The sequence below is a fragment of the Pseudomonas sp. LBUM1670 genome (genome assembly GCF_059695695.1).
Window position 1 is genome coordinate 3,068,371 of the sequence record NZ_CP166783.1, and the last position, 17,605, is coordinate 3,085,975.

Below are 17,605 nucleotides of genomic sequence, written 5' to 3' on the forward strand. Positions count from 1 at the left end.
TGCCCCAATGAAAGCTCAAGCCCGCCATATTCTGGTGAAAACCTCGGAAGAAGCCGAGCAGCTCAAACAACGCATCGCCAAGGGCGAAGCCTTCGATGTGCTGGCCAAGAAATACTCCACCTGCCCGTCCGGCAAGCGCGGCGGTGATCTCGGTGAGGTGCGGCCGGGGCAGATGGTCGGGGTGATCGATGCGGTGATTTTCAAGAAACCACTGCGGGTGGTACATGGACCGATCAAAAGCAAGTTCGGCTATCACCTGGTGCAGGTGTTTTATCGGGATTGAGGGGGTGGTTTGAGGGCCCCTTCGCGAGCAAGCCCGCTCCCACATTGGAATGCGTTTTCCTGTGGGAGCGGGCTCGCTCGCGAAGGCCGCACCTCGGTCTCAAGCCTTAGAAACAGGTTTCCATGGTTTCAACGACATTCAACTGCTCATCCACCAGACACCCGGTCCGCCACTTGTCGAATGTCAGGCACGGGTGCGAAGTCCCGAACGAAATGATGTCGCCCACCCGCAACTCAACCCCCGGCGCCACCGTCATGAACGCATGCTGGTCCATCACCGCCGTCACCTTGCAGGCGCTGACGTCGTCGCCCGTCGCCGGCACCACACCGGCCTTGTAACGCAACAACGGCACCGGCAGACCGGCGTCGTAGGCCACATCGCGTTTGCCCAGCGCAATCACCGCAAACCCCGGCTCCGGCAATGATTGCACGTGTGCCCAGACTTCCAGCGCCGGGCGCAGGCCTTCGTGCAAATCGCTGCGGCGGTCGAGTACGCAGCATTGCGCATCTTTATAGATGCCATGGTCGTGCGCCACGTAACTGCCGGGGCGCAACACGCTGAGGAAACGCCCGCCGGCGTTCTGTGCTTCAAAGGATTCGGCGATCAGGTCGTACCAGGCCGAACCCGACGCGGTGATGATCGGCTTGGCGATGGCGAACGCGCCGCTGTCCTGCAACTGCACCGCCAGACACACCAACGACGCCGCAAATTCACGGATACCGGTGACGGCATGATCACCATGGATCACGCCTTCGTAGCCTTCGATGCCCGTCAGCGCCAATGCCGGTTGGGCGTTGATGGCCTTGGCCAGTGCGAGCACTTCCTCTTCGGTGCGGCAACCGCAGCGACCGCCGACCACGCCGTACTCGATCATCACGTTCAAGCGCACACCGCGCGAAGCGAAGTAAGCACCGAGGTCAGCGACGTTGTCCGGGTGATCGACCATGCAATGGAAATCGAACGTCGGGTCCGCCAGCAGATCGGCGATCAGCGCCATGTTCGGCGTACCCACCAATTGGTTGGCCATCAGCACCCGACGCACGCCATGGGCGTATGCCGCGCGGGTTTGCGTGGCGCTGGCCAGGGTGATGCCCCAGGCGCCAGCGTCCAGTTGGCGGCGGAACAGCGCCGGGGTCATGCTGGTTTTGCCGTGAGGCGCGAGTTCGGCGCCGCTGTTGCTGACGAACGTCTGCATCCAGCGAATGTTGTGCTCCAACGCTTCGCGGTGCAGCACCAGCGCCGGCAGGCTGACGTCGCGCACCAGATTGGCACCGGTCTGGGCAAAGCCCTTTTCCACGGCGGCAGTATTTTGGGCTGTAGACATGGTCGAACTCCTCACATACGCGGCCGCAGGCAGCCGCTGTTATTCGTTGATACGCCGGGCGAGGCTGTTGGCGCTGTCGATCAGCACCCGGCGATAGTCGTTGTAATTGTTTTTGGCATCGGCCCGTGGAGCGACGATGCACAGGGTCGCAATGGCAATGCCGTTCGGGTCTTTGACCGGGGCGGCGAAGCAATGGGTAAAGGTGTCGGCGACGCTATCGAAGGAGAAAAAACCGTCGATACCGGCCTGACGGATTTCACCAAGAAACTGCTCCAGCGGCAGGCGTTCGCCGTTGGGCAGGATGAAGTCATCGTGGTCGATCAGGTCGATGATTGCCTGGTCGCTCAGGTGCGCCAGCAGCAGGCGTCCGGAGGCGGTCCAGGGAATCGGTGCGTTCTCGCCGATGTCCGAGGAAATGCGAAAATGCCGCTCGCCCTCTTTCATCAGGGCGACGGTGTATTTGCGCCCGTTGAGCAGGCACATCTGCGCGGTTTCGCGGGTCTGGCTGACGATTTCCTGCAAGGCATGATCGGCCTCGCGGGTGAGGTCGAAATGGCGCAAGTGCGCTTGGCCGAGGAAGTAAAGCTGACGGCCGAGGTAGACGTGACCTTCCTTGCCCACGGGCTCGAGAATCCGCCGTTCCAGCAGCGAGGCCACCAGTTCGTAGACCGTGGATTTGGGGCTGCCGATGCCGCTGGCGATTTCATTCGGACGCAGGGGCTGGCCGATCTCCTTGAGGAAATCGAGGATATCGAACGCCCGGTCCAGACCGCGAGCCCGGCGCTTGATGGTGTCTTCGGTCATTTCAGTGGTTCCCAATCAAATTTGCCGGGGAGTTTAACCAGAGTGCCGTGCTGACTCTTAGGCCGCCTTCGCGAGCAAGCCCGCTCCCACATTGGAATGCGTTCCCCCCTGTGGGAGCGGGCTTGCTCGCGAAGAATTCACCGCAAATCTCAGGCCTTTTTCTTGTACGCGATGCAGTCGATCTCGACCTTGCAATCAACCATCATGTTCGCCTGCACACAGGCCCGCGCCGGAGCATGTTCGCTTTTGAAGTACTCGGAAAACACCTTGTTGAAACTCCAGAAATCCCGCGGGTCTTCCAGCCACACGCCAGTGCGCACCACATCTTCCAGGCCATAACCGGCCTCTTCGAGAATGGCGATCAGGTTCTTCATGGTCTGGTGAGTCTGCTCGACGATGCCACCCACAATGATTTCGCCATCCAGCGCCGGCACTTGCCCGGACACGTGCAGCCAGCCATCGGCTTCAACGGCGCGGGCGAAAGGACGGGGCTGACCGCCACCGGCGGTGCTGCCGGTGCCGTAACGAGTAATGCTCATGAGTGTTTCTCCTGTTTGATAAGTGAAACTCTTTTGAAAAAAATCAGAACCGCGTGTTCTTGAGAAACGCCCCATCCGCTCCCTGGAAATGCCACGGCGCCTGGGCCACACCCACGGCAGCAGCCGAAGCCGCAAAGAGAAAAACACGCGCTTTAAAAAAGGAAGGCCGGCGATGCATGGCAAGCACTCCAGGCCAATGACAATTCCGCTATAACGGAGCGATGTGTGTAACAACGGAATAGCAAGCCGAAAGTGTGCCACAGGTTGTAAGGCGAATGCAGGGGAAATTGAAAAGTGTTTTGAATCAGAGGGGTGCGCATTACTGCGCTGAGGGTGTTACGGAAGGAACGGATGGAATAGCGCTACCGTTGGCAACGGGCGCGGGTATCAGGTTCACAATCGGTACGTTATTGGCTTCCGCATTTCTGTGTTTCCTGTCAGGGGCGTCCTGCAACATAATGGTGCATGGCCGAGCTAGCGTAGGGAATTTCAAAATTTCAGCAATCAAAATGGACGTTCTTGCAATCGCCTTCGTCAATCACTATCGACGGGCAACCGTTGCACTTGATCGACTTCAACCAAGCATCAAAGCGAATTGGACAAGCCCCGATTCGGCTGCTTTCATTTAAATTTCAGCATGCGAAATAACGCTGATGGCCTTGCGCCAGAGCCTTGTCACCTACCCAGGAGGGGTTAATGTCTTTCAACGTCATGATGGTTTTCGGTACGCGTCCGGAGGCCATCAAGATGGCGCCACTCGCCAGAGTGTTGCGTCAATGGCCCGGGATCAAACTGAACATCTGCTCCACCGGCCAACACCGGGAGATGCTCAAACAAGTGTTGGATTCCTTCGAGCTGACGATCGACGAAGACCTGCAGGTGATGACTCAGGGCCAGACCCTCAACGGATTGTCACAACAACTGCTGATCAAGCTCGATCAGGCTTACGAGCGGGCGAAACCCGACATCGTGCTGGTCCACGGCGATACCACCACCAGCTTCATCGCCGCTCTTGCCGCCTTCAACCGCCAACTGCCCATCGGCCACGTCGAGGCCGGTTTGCGTACCGGTAACCTGCGCGCACCGTGGCCGGAAGAAGCCAACCGCCGCCTGACGGGGGTCATCGCCGACCTGCATTTCACACCGACCACCAAGGGTGAAAACAACCTGCTGCGCGAAGGCGTGCCCAAGGCCAGTATTGAAGTCACCGGCAATACGGTGATCGACGCACTGTTGTGGATGCGCACCCATCAACAGGAGGTCAACTGGCATCCTGCCGCCGACTCGTCGCTGGCGGTGCTCGAAGACGATCGACGTCTGGTGCTGATCACCGGCCACCGCCGGGAGAATTTCGGCCATGGTTTTCGCAATATCTGCCAGGCGCTCGCCGACCTCGCGGTGCGCTACCCGGATGTGCAATTCGTCTACCCGGTGCACCTGAATCCGCAGGTTCAGAAAGCGGTATATGGCGTGCTGTCGGACAAGCCGAACATTTATCTGGTGGCGCCGCAGGATTATCAGCATTTCGTCTGGCTGATGGGCCGTGCGCATTTCATCCTCACCGATTCGGGCGGTATCCAGGAGGAAGCGCCGGCTATCGCCAAGCCGCTGCTGGTGCTGCGTGATGTGACTGAACGGCCATCCGTGCTTGAAGGCGGGACCGTGTTGCTGGTCGGCACCGACACCGATCGCATCGTCAAGGAAGCCAGCCGGTTGCTGGATGACAAGACTCACTTCGAGCGCATGAGCCGCGTGCACAGCCCTTATGGTGACGGCCACGCCAGCGAACGCATTGCCACCCGTCTGTGCGAGTGGCTGAGCGAACGCTCGGCGGCGGTCAAAGCGCGATGACTTTCGGTTTTGTCGATTTTTTTGCCTACGTCCTGTTCGGTCTCAAATACCTCGCGATTACCCTGGCGCTGTTGATGTTCCTCCTCGGGCTCGATGACCTGTTCATCGACCTCGTGTACTGGGGCCGCAAGCTGGTCCGGCGCTGGCGGATCTATGAAAAATTCAAGCGCGCCGATGAGGAACGTCTGTACGCCATTGCCGAAAAACCCCTGGCGATCATGGTCCCGGCGTGGAACGAAGTCGGTGTGGTTGGCGAAATGGCGCGTCTTGCGGCGTCGACCCTCGATTACGAGAACTATCAGATCTTCGTCGGCACTTACCCCAACGATGCCGAGACCCAGGCCGACGTCGATGCGGTGTGTCAGCACTATCCCAATGTGCACAAAGTGGTCTGCGCCCGCCCCGGTCCCACCAGCAAGGCCGATTGTCTGAACAACATCATCGACGCGATCCTGCGCTTTGAAAGCGAAGCGAAAATCCAGTTTGCCGGGTTCATCCTGCACGATGCCGAAGACGTGATTTCGCCCATGGAGTTGCGCCTCTTCAACTACCTGCTGCCGGCCAAGGACCTGATCCAGATTCCGGTCTACCCCTACGCACCGGAATGGCGAGGTTTCACCGCCGGGCACTATGTCGACGAATTTGCCGAGAACCACGGCAAGGACGTGATCGTCCGCGAAGCCATGACCGGCCAGGTGCCCAGCGCCGGCGTCGGCACCTGTTTCAGCCGTAAAGCCATCAGCGCCCTGCTCGAAGACGGCGACGGCATTGCCTTCGACGTGCAGAGCCTGACCGAAGACTACGACATCGGTTTCCGTCTCAAGCAAAAAGGCATGAAGTGCATCTTCGCCCGCTATTCGGTGACCGATCCGAAACTGGCGCTCGAACAACCCTGGGTGTTCGGCATGGACCGCGTGTTTTCCCAGGTGATCTGCGTGCGCGAGCATTTCCCTCGGGACTTGCAGCATGCCATCCGGCAGAAATCCCGCTGGATCGTCGGCATCGTGTTTCAGGGCACCAAGAACCTCGGCTGGAGCCCCAAGGGCGTGCTCAACTATTTCCTGTGGCGTGATCGTCGCGGCATGATCGCCTACCTGCTGAGTTTCCTGGTCAACCTGCTGTTCCTGGTGCTGCTGGCGATGTGGCTGGTGACAATCATTGTGCCCGAGGCCTGGCGCTACCCGTCGATCCTGTCCAACAGTCCGCTGCTCGCGATCCTGCTGTGGCTCAACGGTTTGATGCTGATCAATCGGTTGTTCCAGCGCGCCTGGTTCGTCACCCGCTACTACGGTTTGATCGAAGGTCTGTTGTCGGCGCCGCGGATGATGTGGAGCAACTTCATCAACTTCTTCGCCAACGTGCGGGCACTGCGCCAGGTTATGGAGATGGGCGATTCGCGCCGCGTGGCGTGGGACAAGACCACCCATGAGTTCCCGGCCCTGACCAAGGCCCAGCGCACCCCGCTCGGACATCGTCTGGTGGAAAAAGGCCTGCTCACCGAAGAGCAACTGGAAGCGGCGATCACCAGCCCGATTCGGCGCCGTCTGGGCCACGAACTGCTGTTGCGCGAACACATCAACAGCACGCAACTGGTGGAAACCCTCGCCGAACAACTGGACCTCGAATGGGCGCCGCTGAACCCGTTCAAGCTCGACAAACGCCTGATCGACGCCGTGCCGCGCAAGATTGCCTCGCACTATGGCGTGCTGCCGGTGGCCGAGGAAGGCCACACGCTGGTGCTCGCCTCCGAAGGGCCGGTGAGCCAGGTCTCCCTCGGCGCCATCAGCCGTCAATTGAAACGCCCGGTGCGCTGCCGTCTCGCGCCTCAGGGCCGGGTCACGCTGGGTATCCGTTACTGGTACGCCAGCCCCCGTCAGAATGAAGAAGTCCACCACATGCTCGAAGTGCTTGAGCGCCATCAGGACGATGAAGCCTTGCTCGAACGCGTCAGTCATCACCAGGTGCTCCTGGGTAACCTGCTGCAAGTGCGCGGCATGGTGCCGCCGAGTCTGTTCAATCAGGCCTTGATCGACTTCGATGCCGAGCACATGTCCTTGGGCGAGCACCTTATCTCGCGCGGTATGATCACTCAGGGAATCCTCGATCAGGCCCTGGCGGACCAGGCCAGCGAACAACAAGCCGCCTACCGCATTGTCCGGGAGGTCGCATGAAGCCTGTCAATCGTCATGCCCTGCTCGTCGGCGGCCTGTTACTGAGTCTGACTACAGCAACGTGGGTGCAGGCAGAACCGCTGAGCGAATTCGAACAATTTCGCAGTTTCCCCTACATGGATCGCAGCTACCGCGAAGCGAAAAAGGGCAACTGGGCCGAAGTCGAACGGCTGATGCGTCACCTGCTGGCCATGGTGCCGAAAAACGATGAAGCCCGTGCCCTGCTGGTGGAAGCATTGGCCAAGCAACGACGTTACAAGGATGCCGTGCAAGCGTTGCCCGACAATCCGGATAACAACGACGCCCTCCTCAACCTGCGCCTGACCTGGATCGAACAGGATCCGCCGGGCAGCGAGCAGGTGGAAGAATGGCTGGCCACCAGCAACCTCAATCAGCGTGTACGCCTGTGGCAGGCCTACAGCCTGAGCCTCGCCAGGTTTGGTGGCGCGGGCCGGGCCCACGACTGGCTGGCGCAACTGACACCCAAGGGTGACGACGAGATCCTGCACCTCGCCCGCGCCAACTGGTCGGAGCAATTGCACGACTGGAACGGGACCATCGAGCAACTGGCACCACTGGCCGCCAGCAAGCAACTGGACGCCGAAGGGTGGCAGCGACTGGCCAATGCGTACGTGCAACGTCTCGACGAACAGCCTTTGCAGCAATTGTTGCAACAGGCGCCGACACCCGAAGCGGCGCGCAAGGCCCGGCTTGCGATGATTGATCGGGCGATCGCCATGGGCCACGTTCAGCAGGCCCAGCGCTGGATTCAATCGTTGCCGGCCAGCGACCTGGCTGATCCGGCGCAACGCCAGCGCCTGTGGGAACTGGCACGGCAGACCGGCGATGTGCCGACCGTGCAACGCTTGAGTGGCGAATTGCAGCGTCCGTGCCTGGAAACGGCCGAATGGCTGTCCGGTCGCGATCCGGAAGCCGCACGCACGCAATTGCGTGACTGCCAACCGAACGACGACCCGCAAACCTGGCTGATCCTGGCCCAGCGTCTGCAGGCCACCGAGCTGCTGCAAAGCACGCGGCTGCCCGAACCCTGGGACAGTCGTCGACAGGCACGGCTGCTGGATATCTGGCAGGAACAGGGCCAGAGCGACAAAGTCATGGCCTGGCTCGCCGGCCAGCCACAGACCGCTGACGTGCTGAAACGTCGGGCCGAACTGGTTCAGGCATTGGGGCGCAACACCGAAGCGGCGACGCTTTGGGAGCGGCATTACCAGCAGACCGGCAACCTCGGTTCGCTCAATCAGGCGACGTATCTGGCGCTGAACGGCGGTCAGCGTGAACACGCGCAACAGTTGCTCGAAAGCGCTTACGACCGTCATGGCGGCCAGTTACCCGTCGCCATGCTGCAACGGCTTGCGGGGCTCTATGCATCGTCGACGCCGACCCCGGCGCAGCAGCAACGCATGCTGTCGCTGCTCAATCGCGTCGATCCCGCCACGCGCGGCCAACTGCTGGCGCAACTGGCCGAGAAAGGTCAGTGCGAGGCGGTGCAACAAGCCATCGGCAACCACCCGCAAGTCGCTGGCGACTATCGTGCCCTGGGCCGTTGTGCCATGCCGGATCGGCCGGGCGAAGCGGTCGTCTATTACCAAGCGGCAGAAAAACTCGGCGACCGTGGCAGCCGTCTGCCACTGGCGTATGCCCTGGAAGCGGCCGGCGATTCATCCGGTGCCCTGGCCATCTGGCGCAGCCTGCCGGAGGCCGAACTGAGTGATAACGCCAAACTGACGGCCAGTCGCAGCGCCCTCACCGCTGGCGATCCTCAGGCGGCGGAAGGTTACTGGCAACACAGTCGCGCACGGGGCGCCAATGAGTGGGCGCTCGGCGCAGCCATTGCCGACGCTCGCGGCGATCATACACAGGCGTTGCAGCGCCAACGCTCGGCCGTGCAACAGTCGCCGGATGCCAGTCATTTTTATGCGGCGTCGATCACCGCGCAAAAGGCCGGCGAGCTGGAACAGAGCACAGTCTGGCTCGCCGAAGCCGTGCGCCGCGAGCCGAACAACCCGCGTTTTCGCGCCGATTACGGCATGCGTCTGGCCGGGGCCGGCACCCGGGAACAGCGTGCCCACGCTGTCCCTTATCTGCAAAGCGCCACCCGGGATTTCCCGGAAGACTATCGCCTCGGCGAAACCCTCGCGCTGCGTTATGACGAAGTCGAAGACAGCGCCGCGGCGCGCAAGGAACTGCGCAGGGTCATTGATCTGGAACAGCACCCGGTGGCTGCCGACGATGAGGACGCCAGCATGGAAGCCAGGCGTTATCGCCAGCGCCGCGCTCACGAAACCTTGTCCCGCCGCGACAGCCGCACGCTGGCCAGCACCTGGTCGCCGGCCGGGGTGTCGACCAACGACAGCTTCCGCCCCGACGGCAACCGCAGTGACACATCACGGCGCTCCACCTCGCAGAATGTGCAAGTGGCGATCTGGGACCACGCGCTCGGTGAAGAACCGAGCCGCGCCGGCAGCACGTTGTCGGTCTACGGTCGCGTGCTGCTCGGCGGTCAGGGGCGATCGAGCTATGCCGAGTCCATCGGCACGGGCGTGGGTCTGCGTTACAAGCCCTGGGGCACCGCTAACATCAACTTCTACGGCGAAGTCTATAAGCAGAGTACGTTCGATGATGACGACAGTCAGCGTCTGAGCCTCGGGCAAATGCTCATTCCCGAGAAACTCGCGGACCAGATCAACAACCATCGTCAGGACGGCCACACCAGCACCGATTACCTGCTGCGTGCCACCGCGTCATTCCTCGATCAGGGACGGTTTCGCAACGATTGGCGCGTCGATGAAAACGACTGGGAAGAACGCTTCCTTTACCTCGACGCGGCGTGGTGGACCAAGGCCGGTGATCACCAATGGCTGTCGCGATTCCAGCAAGGTCACACCTGGAAGCTGCCGTTCAACGGGACGCAAACCTTCATGCCTTACGGCTTTCTCGAGTTCGCCACACAGGATCCGAGCAACGACTGGCGCCAGGACCTGCGCACGGGTGTCGGCCTGCGCTGGCAATGGTGGTTCGACGACGACATCTACAACGCCTACCGCGCACACCTGACGGTTCGTACCGAATATCAGCAATCCCTGAGCGGCAACTTGTATGAAGGCGGTAACGGTGTGCTGCTGGGTGTGGAGTTGAATTTCTGATGACGCGTCTTCTCCTGGTTTTTTGCCTGTTACTGAGCAGCATAATGGCCCGCGCCGATGAACGGATTTTCTATCAACCGCTGAACGTCGACGCCGGTCTCAGCCAGGCGCAATGGCAGCGGATCTGGCAAGACAGCGCCAGACACGGGGTGCAGACCGTCATCGTGCAATGGACGGCGTACGGTGATTCGAACTTCGGTGGCGCCGATGGCTGGCTCGCCAACAGCTTGGAACTGGCCCATGAACAAGGTCTGAAACTGGTGCTTGGCCTGAGCATGGACCCGGCCTACTACCAGCGCATCGATGAACTGGACAGCGCCGGGCTCGCGGCTTATTGGCAGGCGCAACTCGGGCAGTCGCTGGCTCAGCAACAGCGGCTGCGCCAGGACTGGAAGCTGCCTGTCAGCGGTTGGTACCTGCCGATGGAGCTCGACGACGTTCACTTCCTGGCGGTCGATCGACGGCAAACCCTGCAGCGCCAGCTCAAGGATTTCGCCGGCAAACTGGACGCACCGTTGCACGTCAGCGCCTTCAATGCAGGCAAGCTCGCGCCGCAGGTGAACGGCCAGTGGCTGGGGGGGCTCGCGGGCATCGGTGTTCAGGTCTGGTGGCAGGACGGCGCCGGCACCGGGCGTTTGCCGCCACTGGTGCGCAACGGCTACGCCAGCGCACTGCCCTGCCCGGTCGGCATCGTGCGCGAAGCCTTCCGGCAGGTCAGCGCCGAGGGCCAACCGTTTCGCGCGGAACCGGCCACCCCGGACACCACGTCGGCTGGCTGCCACTCAACGGCAGTGTTTTCCCTGCGTTATCGGCCGTGGGGCAAGGTGATTCTCGACAACCAGCGCAAGCACCAGGTCGGCGATATTTCAAAACTTAGGGGGAAGGATCGGACTAGCGTTCATCAATAGGGGCTGCGTCGTATTGGAGTCAGCCTTCGCGAGCAAGCCCGCTCCCACAATTTGACCGAAGTCTTCCGGACAACTCGATCAAATGTGGGAGTGGGCTTGCTCGCGAAGCTTTTGCTCTTATTGATGCCTGACCCGCTCGATATACCTGATAACCGCCGCCGATTTCTCAAACCGCCGATAGATCAACGACAACCACGAACTCACCTCACAGCCCTTGATCGCCCGGTACAGCACACCAGGCAATCCGACATGCCCGACCACCGATTCCGGCACCACCGCCACACCCTGCCCCAGTGACACCAGCGCCAGCACCGCCACCAGTCCGCCCGGTTGCGCGCCCAGCTTCGGCGCAAACCCGCCCTCGGCGGCGACTTGCAAGGTGCCGCTGATTTGTTCCGGCAGGATGAACGTCTCAGCCTGTAGATGCTCCGGGCCGATCTCAGTCAAACGGCACAACCAGGATTCCGCCGACAGCGCCAGCACAAAGCCCTCTGCGTCGAGGCGAATGGCGTCCAGGCCTTCGGGCAAGATCATGGGTGAGCGGACATAACCCATATCGAATCGACCTTCGAGCACCATCGCCGGCAAGGTCACCATCGGGCTTTCCTGCACGTTCAGGCTGACGTCCGGACACTCGCGACTGAACGCCTGCACTTGTTTTTGCAGCAATCCCGAGTACACCGCCGAGGCCACGTAACCCAGTTCGATATGACCCATATCCCCTCGCCCGGCGAGCTGGGCATTTTGCTGGGCGTATTCGAATTGCCGCTCCGTCGCCTCGGCTTCAATCAACAGTGCGGCGCCGGCTTCGGTCAGGCTGACTTCACGTGTTTGACGCACGAACAGTCGCGTGCCGAGTTCGTTCTCCATGTCCTGAATCTGTCGAGTCAAGGTCGGCGGTGCGATACCGAGCTGTTCGGCGGCGCGAGTGAAGTTGCCTTGCCGGGCAACGGCCAGAAAGTAGCGGAAATGCCGTATGTCCATGAGTGCATTAGCTCAAAGGTAATGAAGTGCCGATGCTGGGTGCGTTGGTGGTGGGCACGTTGGTGCGCAACCCGATCCCCGCCCCATCAGCTACCTCCATCAACGCGAAGGCTTGAATGAAGCCAGCACCCGCTCGGCATTCGCATCGCAGCCCATGCCGTCGGGTTTCGCCTGAATATCGTCAATCACCGCCAACAGCTTCGCCTTGCTCTGCGCCAGGTGCAGCTGCATTTCTTCGATCTGGTCGACTTTGCGCCTGAGACCCGCCACCAGTTCGTCGTGCTTGAACACGCCGGTCGCAGTGTCCGGCAGCAACTGCTTCAACTCTTCCAGACTGAACCCGGCCTGCTGCGCACACTGGATGAGATACAGCGTTTGCAACACCTGGTCGGGATAATGCCGGTAACCGTTCGCCCGGCGCTCCACTTTCTGGATCAGGCCCTGGGCTTCGTAAAAACGAATACGCGACGCGTTAAACCCGCTCAACTGCGCCAATTCACCAATCTTCATCTCAGCCTCAACTTGCCTGCTTGACATTAAAGTTAACTTTAAGCTTAGCCTCTACGCATCACTGATGAGGAGTCAAGCATGTCGCCCTTCCAAGCGTTAAATTTGCCCAACGGCCAGACGATCGGCAATCGCATTGCCAAAGCGGCCATGGAAGAGAACCTCGCCGACACCGGGCAGGCACCTTCCGACGCGCTGTTTCGGTTGTATCAGGCCTGGGCCGGGGGCGAAGCCGGATTGTTGCTGACCGGCAACGTGATGATCGATCGCCGTGCGATGACCGGCCCTGGTGGCGTCGTGCTGGAAGATGATCGCGACATGGAACGCTTCCGCCAATGGGCAACGATTGGCCGTTCCGGTGGCGCGCAATTCTGGATGCAACTCAATCATCCGGGCCGCCAGACCATGGCCAACCTCGGCCAGCAAGCGTGGGCGCCCTCGGCGGTGGCGCTGGATCTTGGTTCATTTTCCAAGATGTTTGCCGAACCCAAACCGATGTCCGAGGGTGATATCGCCGAGGTGATCACGCGCTTCGCCACCAGCGCCGCGCTCGCTGAAAAAGCCGGATTCACCGGCGTGCAGATTCATGCCGCACACGGTTACCTGATCAGTCAGTTCCTGTCGCCGCTGACTAACCGTCGGACCGACCGCTGGGGCGGGTCGCTTGCGAATCGCGCGCGCCTGCTGCTGGACGTCGTCAGCGCCGTTCGCCAAACCGTGTCACCGCAGTTTTGTGTGGCGTTGAAGCTCAACTCGGCGGACTTCCAGCGCGGCGGATTCGATGCCGACGACGCCCGACAAGTGATCCAGTGGCTCAACGATTCGCAGATCGATTTGTTGGAGTTGTCTGGCGGCAGCTACGAAGCACCGGCCATGCAAGGCGAGGCACGCGATGGCCGGACACTGGCGCGGGAAGCGTACTTTCTGGAGATGGCCGGCGAACTGGCGAGCGTGGCGCGCATGCCGGTGATGGTGACCGGCGGGATCCGGCGTCTGGCGATCGTCGAACAAGTGCTCGACAGCGGCATCGCCATGGCCGGTATTGGCACGGCGCTGGCCCTCGAACCGCAGTTGGTCAAACACTGGCGCGAAGGCCAGGACAGCCATCCGCAATTGCCGCCGATCCTCTGGAAACGCAAGGCGTTGGCCTCACTGGCGAGCATGGCCGTGGTGAAATTCCAGCTCCATCGCCTCAGCCGCGGACGCAAGCCCCGGCCCGAAGTGTCGGCAGTCTGGGCGCTGATCCTCGACCGCTTGTACATCGGCCGCCGCACACGGCAGTACCGTCAGGCGATGGGCAAGTAATCGGGAGAGTGCGCGAGAACGAGGTGATGGTGAAGGCTGGCGATGATCAAACGTGGGAGCGGGCTTGCTCGCGAAAGCGGTGGGTCATTCAACATTGATGTTGGCTGCACGACGCCTTCGCGAGCAAGCCCGCTCCCACAGTTGGTCGGTGGCGTTCACAAATCCCCTGTGGGAGCGAGACCGGCTTGCCGGCGAAGGGGCCATTGACATCACTGTTTTACCGGCCGGAGAAACGCAGTCGCGACAGCTGCCGCAAATCCCCCGCGAGGTAATAATCATGGGTCCAGCTGTCATCCGCCTTCAACGGCTGCACGTGCTTCAGCGCCAGTTTCTTGGCAAAGTAGCGAAAGCGGTAATGCTCGTAGAACCGCAGCAGTTCCAGGCCATAACGGTCGGCCAGATGGGTATCGCCGCGAACGATCAGGTAGTTCTCGTCGTTGCCGTTACTGGCCGCAGCGCTGAGGTTGTGGCTGCCACTGATGATCGTCGGCGCGTCGCTGGTGAAGTCGGTGACCACGGCTTTGGTGTGCACCAGCAAGTTACCCTTCTGGCCTTTCATGTTCTCGCGAAGCCAGCCTTCGAGCCCGGTGTTGAGCAGCGCAGTAGCGGCGAATTCGGCGCTGCGGTCGGCGTGGAAACCGGGGATGCGGCTCGCGGTGTTTTGCAGGCCGTAGCGCAAAATGTCGTCGTGGGGCTGGCCGAGCAACGCATTGAGAATGTCGTCGGGCAAGGCGAACGCGGTGACGAACAGCACGTCCTTTTTCGCGGCGTTGATGATCTCGACAAACTCACGCAAATCACCCTGCCCCGAACGCGGTGAGAAACCGGCGAACACCGGTTGCTGCGGGTCCATCGCGTTGTGTTGCGTGATCCATTGCCGGGTGGCGCCGACGTCGGCCGGTGTCGCCCAGACCTGCTCGAAGGTACGCAGATAACTGGCGCTGACGCTTGCATCGTCCAGCACATGCACCACGTTGGCCTGGCGATAAACGCCATTGGGCGTGAAGTTGGTGCTGCCGCACAGCACCGCTTCGGGCTGAAGCTGCCCGGCTGCATCGACCCGGCTCAGCACTATGAATTTGTTGTGGAAGATGTTGTGAGTGATGCGCCCGCGTTTGTTCGCTGCGGGGATTTTTTCCAGGCTGGCTTCGTTGATGGCGGTGTCGCCATCGTCGGGTTGCGCGTGATACAGCACGCGAACCTTCACGCCCCGTTCGAACGCCGCGTTGACGGCATTGACGATCGCCTCCAGCTCATATTCGTAAATGGCGATGTCCAGCGCCCACTGATCATCCAGCGCCCGCTCGATAAACCCCAGCAAGCGCCCGAGCAGACCATTTTCCAGCCATTGCCGAGGGGCATCGGGCCAGGCCTCGATGGGCAGGTTTTTGTTGGCGCTGATCTGCGCGTCAAGGTCGGGAAACTTGCGCTGGAACGCCTGACTGGCGGCCACCGCACGATTGAAGATCACGCTTTGATACTGCGGCAGGCCATTGTCGGACGTGACGGTCACTTCCAGGTATTCGCCCAGTTGCGGTGCGTCAGCGCTGCCGTACGCCAGGTGAATCCGGTAATGAATCGTCATCCCCGGATTGACCGCGTAATCGGCCCAGCGAAATTTCTGCAACGGCGCGAGATCGCTCGGGGTGGCGTGAAACTGCGGGAACGTGTGAGCCTTGCCGGGAAACGTCAGGCTGTTGAACAGGAACAACCAGGGCTTGCTGCCCTGCTGCTTTTCGATGGCGAAACCCAGCAGGCCTGTGCGACGGGATTCGGCCAGGTCCATGGCCAGCAGCACGCCGTTGGTGCCGGCGTAGGCTTTGACGCGGAAATCGTCCTGACTGTTTGTGGCTAGAACACGCATGATTCACTCCTGTGAATGACTGCTTTCAGAGCATAGGGCAGCGTTGCGGATTGGCCGTGATTATCCGATACCGAGGTGATGCTTTCGCGAGCAAGCCCGCTCCCACAGGGGATTTATGAACGCCACAGATCAACTGTGGGAGCGGGCTTGCTCGCGAAGAGGCCCGCACAAACACTGCAAAACTCACCCTGAAATCAGCTCGTCAATATGTCGATAATCCGCTTGCAGTTCTACTGCCAACTGCCGCGCCCGACCCAACCGAATCGGCCCCCGCTCAATATCAATCAGCACCCCCGGACACTCCAGCGCCGGCAACCTCGACCAATCCTTCAATCGCCCATCCGTCACCAGCAACAACCGCTGCTGTTCCGCCGGACAGCGTTTTTGTCGTGCCGCGAGCCATCGCCCCGCTTCGCCGAGCGCCGCCAGCAACGGTGTGCCACCGCCCGCACCGAGGCCATCGAGCCAGTGGCGTAAACCGGTAGAAGCTTTCAACCCCTGCACTTGCCACGTGGGTGCATGACCGCTGGCCGTCAACAACGCCAGGCGCGCGCGCTGACGGTAAGCGTCGTCGAACAATTGCGCCAACAAACCCTTGGCATCGCTCAATGCCTGGTGGCGGCGCGTCGAGGCCGAGGCGTCGACGATCACCAGCCACAGTTCGTGGGGCGAACGGGTGCGCACATGAAACAGGACATCCTGGCGTTGACGAGGACGGCCATTGAGCAAGGTGCCGGGCCAGTCGATCGAGCCGCTGCGCGCGGCCTGACGTTTACCCTGTTTGCCGTTGGCCAGCCGTCCGGCACGGGGTCTGGCATTCGCCCCCGCATCAGATCGAGGGCGAATGCCTAGGGCTTTTTTGGCCAGCTCGGCACTTCACGTCGGGCACCGACCGGCAGCGCCTGGGCAGGCATTTCGCCCCACTGGCCCTGGCCTTCACTCGGACTGGAATGTTGTGGTGCGGGTTGCTGGGCCTGCTGCGGCGTCGGTGGCGATTGTTCGCGACGACGGTGACGCAAGGCGAATTCGGCGACCGCGTCGATATCGACCTCGGCAATGACGCTCGCACCCCGCCACGCCGCATGGGCACGGGCGGCACGCAGCCAGACCAGGTCGGCGCGCAGGCCGTCGACACCGGCGGCAAAACAGCGCTCGGTAATCTGTGCCAGCGCTTGATCGTCGAGGGGAATGCTTGCCAGTGTGCTGCGCGCGTTCTCACAACGTTCGCGCAGGGACTGCTGATGACTTTCCCACTCGGTGCAGAACCGTTGCGGATCGCTGTCGAAATCCAGACGCCGGCGGATGATCTGACCACGTTGGGCCGGTGCGGTATGGCCACTGAGCGCCACGTTCAAGCCAAAGCGGTCGAGCAATTGCGGCCGCAGTTCACCCTCTTCCGGGTTCATCGTACCGATCAGTACGAACTTCGCTGAATGCCGGTGGGAAATGCCGTCGCGCTCGATCAGGTTGGTGCCGCTGGCGGCGACGTCGAGCAGCAGGTCGACCAGATGATCGGGTAGCAGATTGACTTCATCGACGTAAAGCACGCCGCCGTCAGCCTTGGCCAATACACCGGGAGAAAACTGCGCACGACCTTCGCTCAGGGCCGCGTCGAGGTCGAGGGTGCCAACCAGGCGCTCTTCGGTAGCGCCGAGCGGCAAGGTGACGAATTGACCGCTGGCGAGCAGGTCCGCGAGGCCGCGGGCCAGGGTGGATTTGGCCATGCCGCGCGGACCTTCGATCAGCACGCCGCCGATTTTCGGGTCGATGGCGGTGAGGTACAGGGCAAGTTTCAAGTCGTCGGCGCCGACCACGGCGGATAAGGGGAAATGCGGGATGTCGGTCATGTCGGGGTTTCTCATCATGGTCGGGGTGAACGATCTTTCACAGGCGCCGTTACC

The 17,605-nt window shown here is 61.4% G+C and carries 14 protein-coding genes and 1 pseudogene; 6 read left to right on the top strand and 9 right to left on the bottom strand.

Annotation, left to right across the window (positions count from 1 at the left end):
* Positions 1–7: 7 nt before the first annotated feature.
* Positions 8–283, top strand: coding sequence for a peptidylprolyl isomerase (locus ACA073_RS13885; RefSeq protein ID WP_007898282.1), 276 nt, complete (start codon positions 8–10; stop codon positions 281–283).
* Between the two features lie 106 nt (positions 284–389).
* On the opposite strand, the gene ACA073_RS13890 is transcribed toward ACA073_RS13885, so the two are convergent.
* From ACA073_RS13890 to ACA073_RS13905, 4 genes and pseudogenes are all read right to left on the bottom strand, one after another.
* Complete coding sequence (locus ACA073_RS13890) at positions 390–1,607, bottom strand: amino acid deaminase (protein WP_497396916.1); 1,218 nt, start codon at positions 1,605–1,607, stop codon at positions 390–392.
* 39 nt (positions 1,608–1,646) lie between these two features.
* On the bottom strand, positions 1,647–2,411 hold the full coding sequence (locus ACA073_RS13895) for an IclR family transcriptional regulator (protein ID WP_497396918.1): 765 nt from the start codon (positions 2,409–2,411) through the stop codon (positions 1,647–1,649).
* A 149-nt stretch (positions 2,412–2,560) separates the two neighbouring features.
* Positions 2,561–2,950 carry a RidA family protein gene (locus ACA073_RS13900; protein WP_007898265.1) on the bottom strand — a complete coding sequence of 130 codons (390 nt, stop codon included), beginning with the start codon at positions 2,948–2,950 and terminating at the stop codon, positions 2,561–2,563.
* A gap of 70 nt (positions 2,951–3,020) precedes the next feature.
* A pseudogene (locus ACA073_RS13905) lies at positions 3,021–3,128 on the bottom strand (transporter substrate-binding domain-containing protein); the annotation flags it as partial.
* 518 nt (positions 3,129–3,646) lie between these two features.
* Here ACA073_RS13905 and wecB point away from each other — a divergent pair.
* The 4 genes from wecB to ACA073_RS13925 are packed head-to-tail and all read left to right on the top strand — an operon-like array spanning position 3,647 to position 11,044.
* The gene (gene wecB, locus ACA073_RS13910) at positions 3,647–4,801 is read left to right on the top strand and encodes a non-hydrolyzing UDP-N-acetylglucosamine 2-epimerase (RefSeq protein ID WP_497396920.1); all 1,155 of its coding nucleotides are present in this window, start codon (positions 3,647–3,649) and stop codon (positions 4,799–4,801) included.
* A complete protein-coding gene (gene nfrB / locus ACA073_RS13915) occupies positions 4,798–6,972 on the top strand; it encodes a cyclic di-3',5'-guanylate-activated glycosyltransferase NfrB (RefSeq protein ID WP_497396922.1) in 2,175 nt (724 codons plus the stop codon). Before wecB ends, nfrB begins: the two co-directional genes overlap by 4 nt.
* Entirely contained in the window at positions 6,969–10,136 is a 3,168-nt protein-coding gene (locus ACA073_RS13920; protein WP_497396924.1) for an NfrA family protein, read from the top strand. Before nfrB ends, ACA073_RS13920 begins: the two co-directional genes overlap by 4 nt.
* Positions 10,136–11,044 carry a DUF4434 family protein gene (locus tag ACA073_RS13925; protein ID WP_497396926.1) on the top strand — a complete coding sequence of 303 codons (909 nt, stop codon included), beginning with the start codon at positions 10,136–10,138 and terminating at the stop codon, positions 11,042–11,044. Before ACA073_RS13920 ends, ACA073_RS13925 begins: the two co-directional genes overlap by 1 nt.
* A gap of 117 nt (positions 11,045–11,161) precedes the next feature.
* Here ACA073_RS13925 and ACA073_RS13930 read toward each other — a convergent pair whose 3' ends face one another.
* A complete protein-coding gene (locus ACA073_RS13930) occupies positions 11,162–12,028 on the bottom strand; it encodes a LysR family transcriptional regulator (protein ID WP_497396928.1) in 867 nt (288 codons plus the stop codon).
* A gap of 99 nt (positions 12,029–12,127) precedes the next feature.
* The gene (locus ACA073_RS13935) at positions 12,128–12,538 is read right to left on the bottom strand and encodes a MerR family transcriptional regulator (protein WP_497396930.1); all 411 of its coding nucleotides are present in this window, start codon (positions 12,536–12,538) and stop codon (positions 12,128–12,130) included.
* Between the two features lie 78 nt (positions 12,539–12,616).
* On the opposite strand from ACA073_RS13935, the gene ACA073_RS13940 reads away from it, so the two are divergent.
* Entirely contained in the window at positions 12,617–13,840 is a 1,224-nt protein-coding gene (locus ACA073_RS13940; protein ID WP_497396932.1) for an NADH:flavin oxidoreductase/NADH oxidase family protein, read from the top strand.
* A gap of 217 nt (positions 13,841–14,057) precedes the next feature.
* Here ACA073_RS13940 and ACA073_RS13945 read toward each other — a convergent pair whose 3' ends face one another.
* The 3 genes from ACA073_RS13945 to ACA073_RS13955 all read right to left on the bottom strand — a co-directional run bounded on the left by ACA073_RS13945 (position 14,058) and on the right by ACA073_RS13955 (position 17,551).
* A complete protein-coding gene (locus ACA073_RS13945; RefSeq protein ID WP_497396934.1) occupies positions 14,058–15,704 on the bottom strand; it encodes a phospholipase D-like domain-containing protein in 1,647 nt (548 codons plus the stop codon).
* Positions 15,705–15,887: 183 nt separating this feature from the next.
* Complete coding sequence (locus ACA073_RS13950; RefSeq protein ID WP_497396936.1) at positions 15,888–16,433, bottom strand: vWA domain-containing protein; 546 nt, start codon at positions 16,431–16,433, stop codon at positions 15,888–15,890.
* 119 nt (positions 16,434–16,552) lie between these two features.
* Positions 16,553–17,551 (bottom strand): magnesium chelatase ATPase subunit I, encoded by a 999-nt coding sequence (locus tag ACA073_RS13955; RefSeq protein WP_497396938.1) that lies wholly within the window; start codon positions 17,549–17,551, stop codon positions 16,553–16,555.
* Positions 17,552–17,605: the final 54 nt, after the last annotated feature.

Bases quoted from the DNA above. Each gene is read 5' to 3' on its own strand.
- ACA073_RS13885 (WP_007898282.1), top strand. From the start codon at position 8: ATGAAAGCTCAAGCCCGCCATATTCTGGTGAAAACCTCGGAAGAAGCC.
- ACA073_RS13890 (WP_497396916.1), bottom strand. From the start codon at position 1,607: ATGTCTACAGCCCAAAATACTGCCGCCGTGGAAAAGGGCTTTGCCCAG.
- ACA073_RS13895 (WP_497396918.1), bottom strand. From the start codon at position 2,411: ATGACCGAAGACACCATCAAGCGCCGGGCTCGCGGTCTGGACCGGGCG.
- ACA073_RS13900 (WP_007898265.1), bottom strand. From the start codon at position 2,950: ATGAGCATTACTCGTTACGGCACCGGCAGCACCGCCGGTGGCGGTCAG.
- wecB (WP_497396920.1), top strand. From the start codon at position 3,647: ATGTCTTTCAACGTCATGATGGTTTTCGGTACGCGTCCGGAGGCCATC.
- nfrB (WP_497396922.1), top strand. From the start codon at position 4,798: ATGACTTTCGGTTTTGTCGATTTTTTTGCCTACGTCCTGTTCGGTCTC.
- ACA073_RS13920 (WP_497396924.1), top strand. From the start codon at position 6,969: ATGAAGCCTGTCAATCGTCATGCCCTGCTCGTCGGCGGCCTGTTACTG.
- ACA073_RS13925 (WP_497396926.1), top strand. From the start codon at position 10,136: ATGACGCGTCTTCTCCTGGTTTTTTGCCTGTTACTGAGCAGCATAATG.
- ACA073_RS13930 (WP_497396928.1), bottom strand. From the start codon at position 12,028: ATGGACATACGGCATTTCCGCTACTTTCTGGCCGTTGCCCGGCAAGGC.
- ACA073_RS13935 (WP_497396930.1), bottom strand. From the start codon at position 12,538: ATGAAGATTGGTGAATTGGCGCAGTTGAGCGGGTTTAACGCGTCGCGT.
- ACA073_RS13940 (WP_497396932.1), top strand. From the start codon at position 12,617: ATGTCGCCCTTCCAAGCGTTAAATTTGCCCAACGGCCAGACGATCGGC.
- ACA073_RS13945 (WP_497396934.1), bottom strand. From the start codon at position 15,704: ATGCGTGTTCTAGCCACAAACAGTCAGGACGATTTCCGCGTCAAAGCC.
- ACA073_RS13955 (WP_497396938.1), bottom strand. From the start codon at position 17,551: ATGACCGACATCCCGCATTTCCCCTTATCCGCCGTGGTCGGCGCCGAC.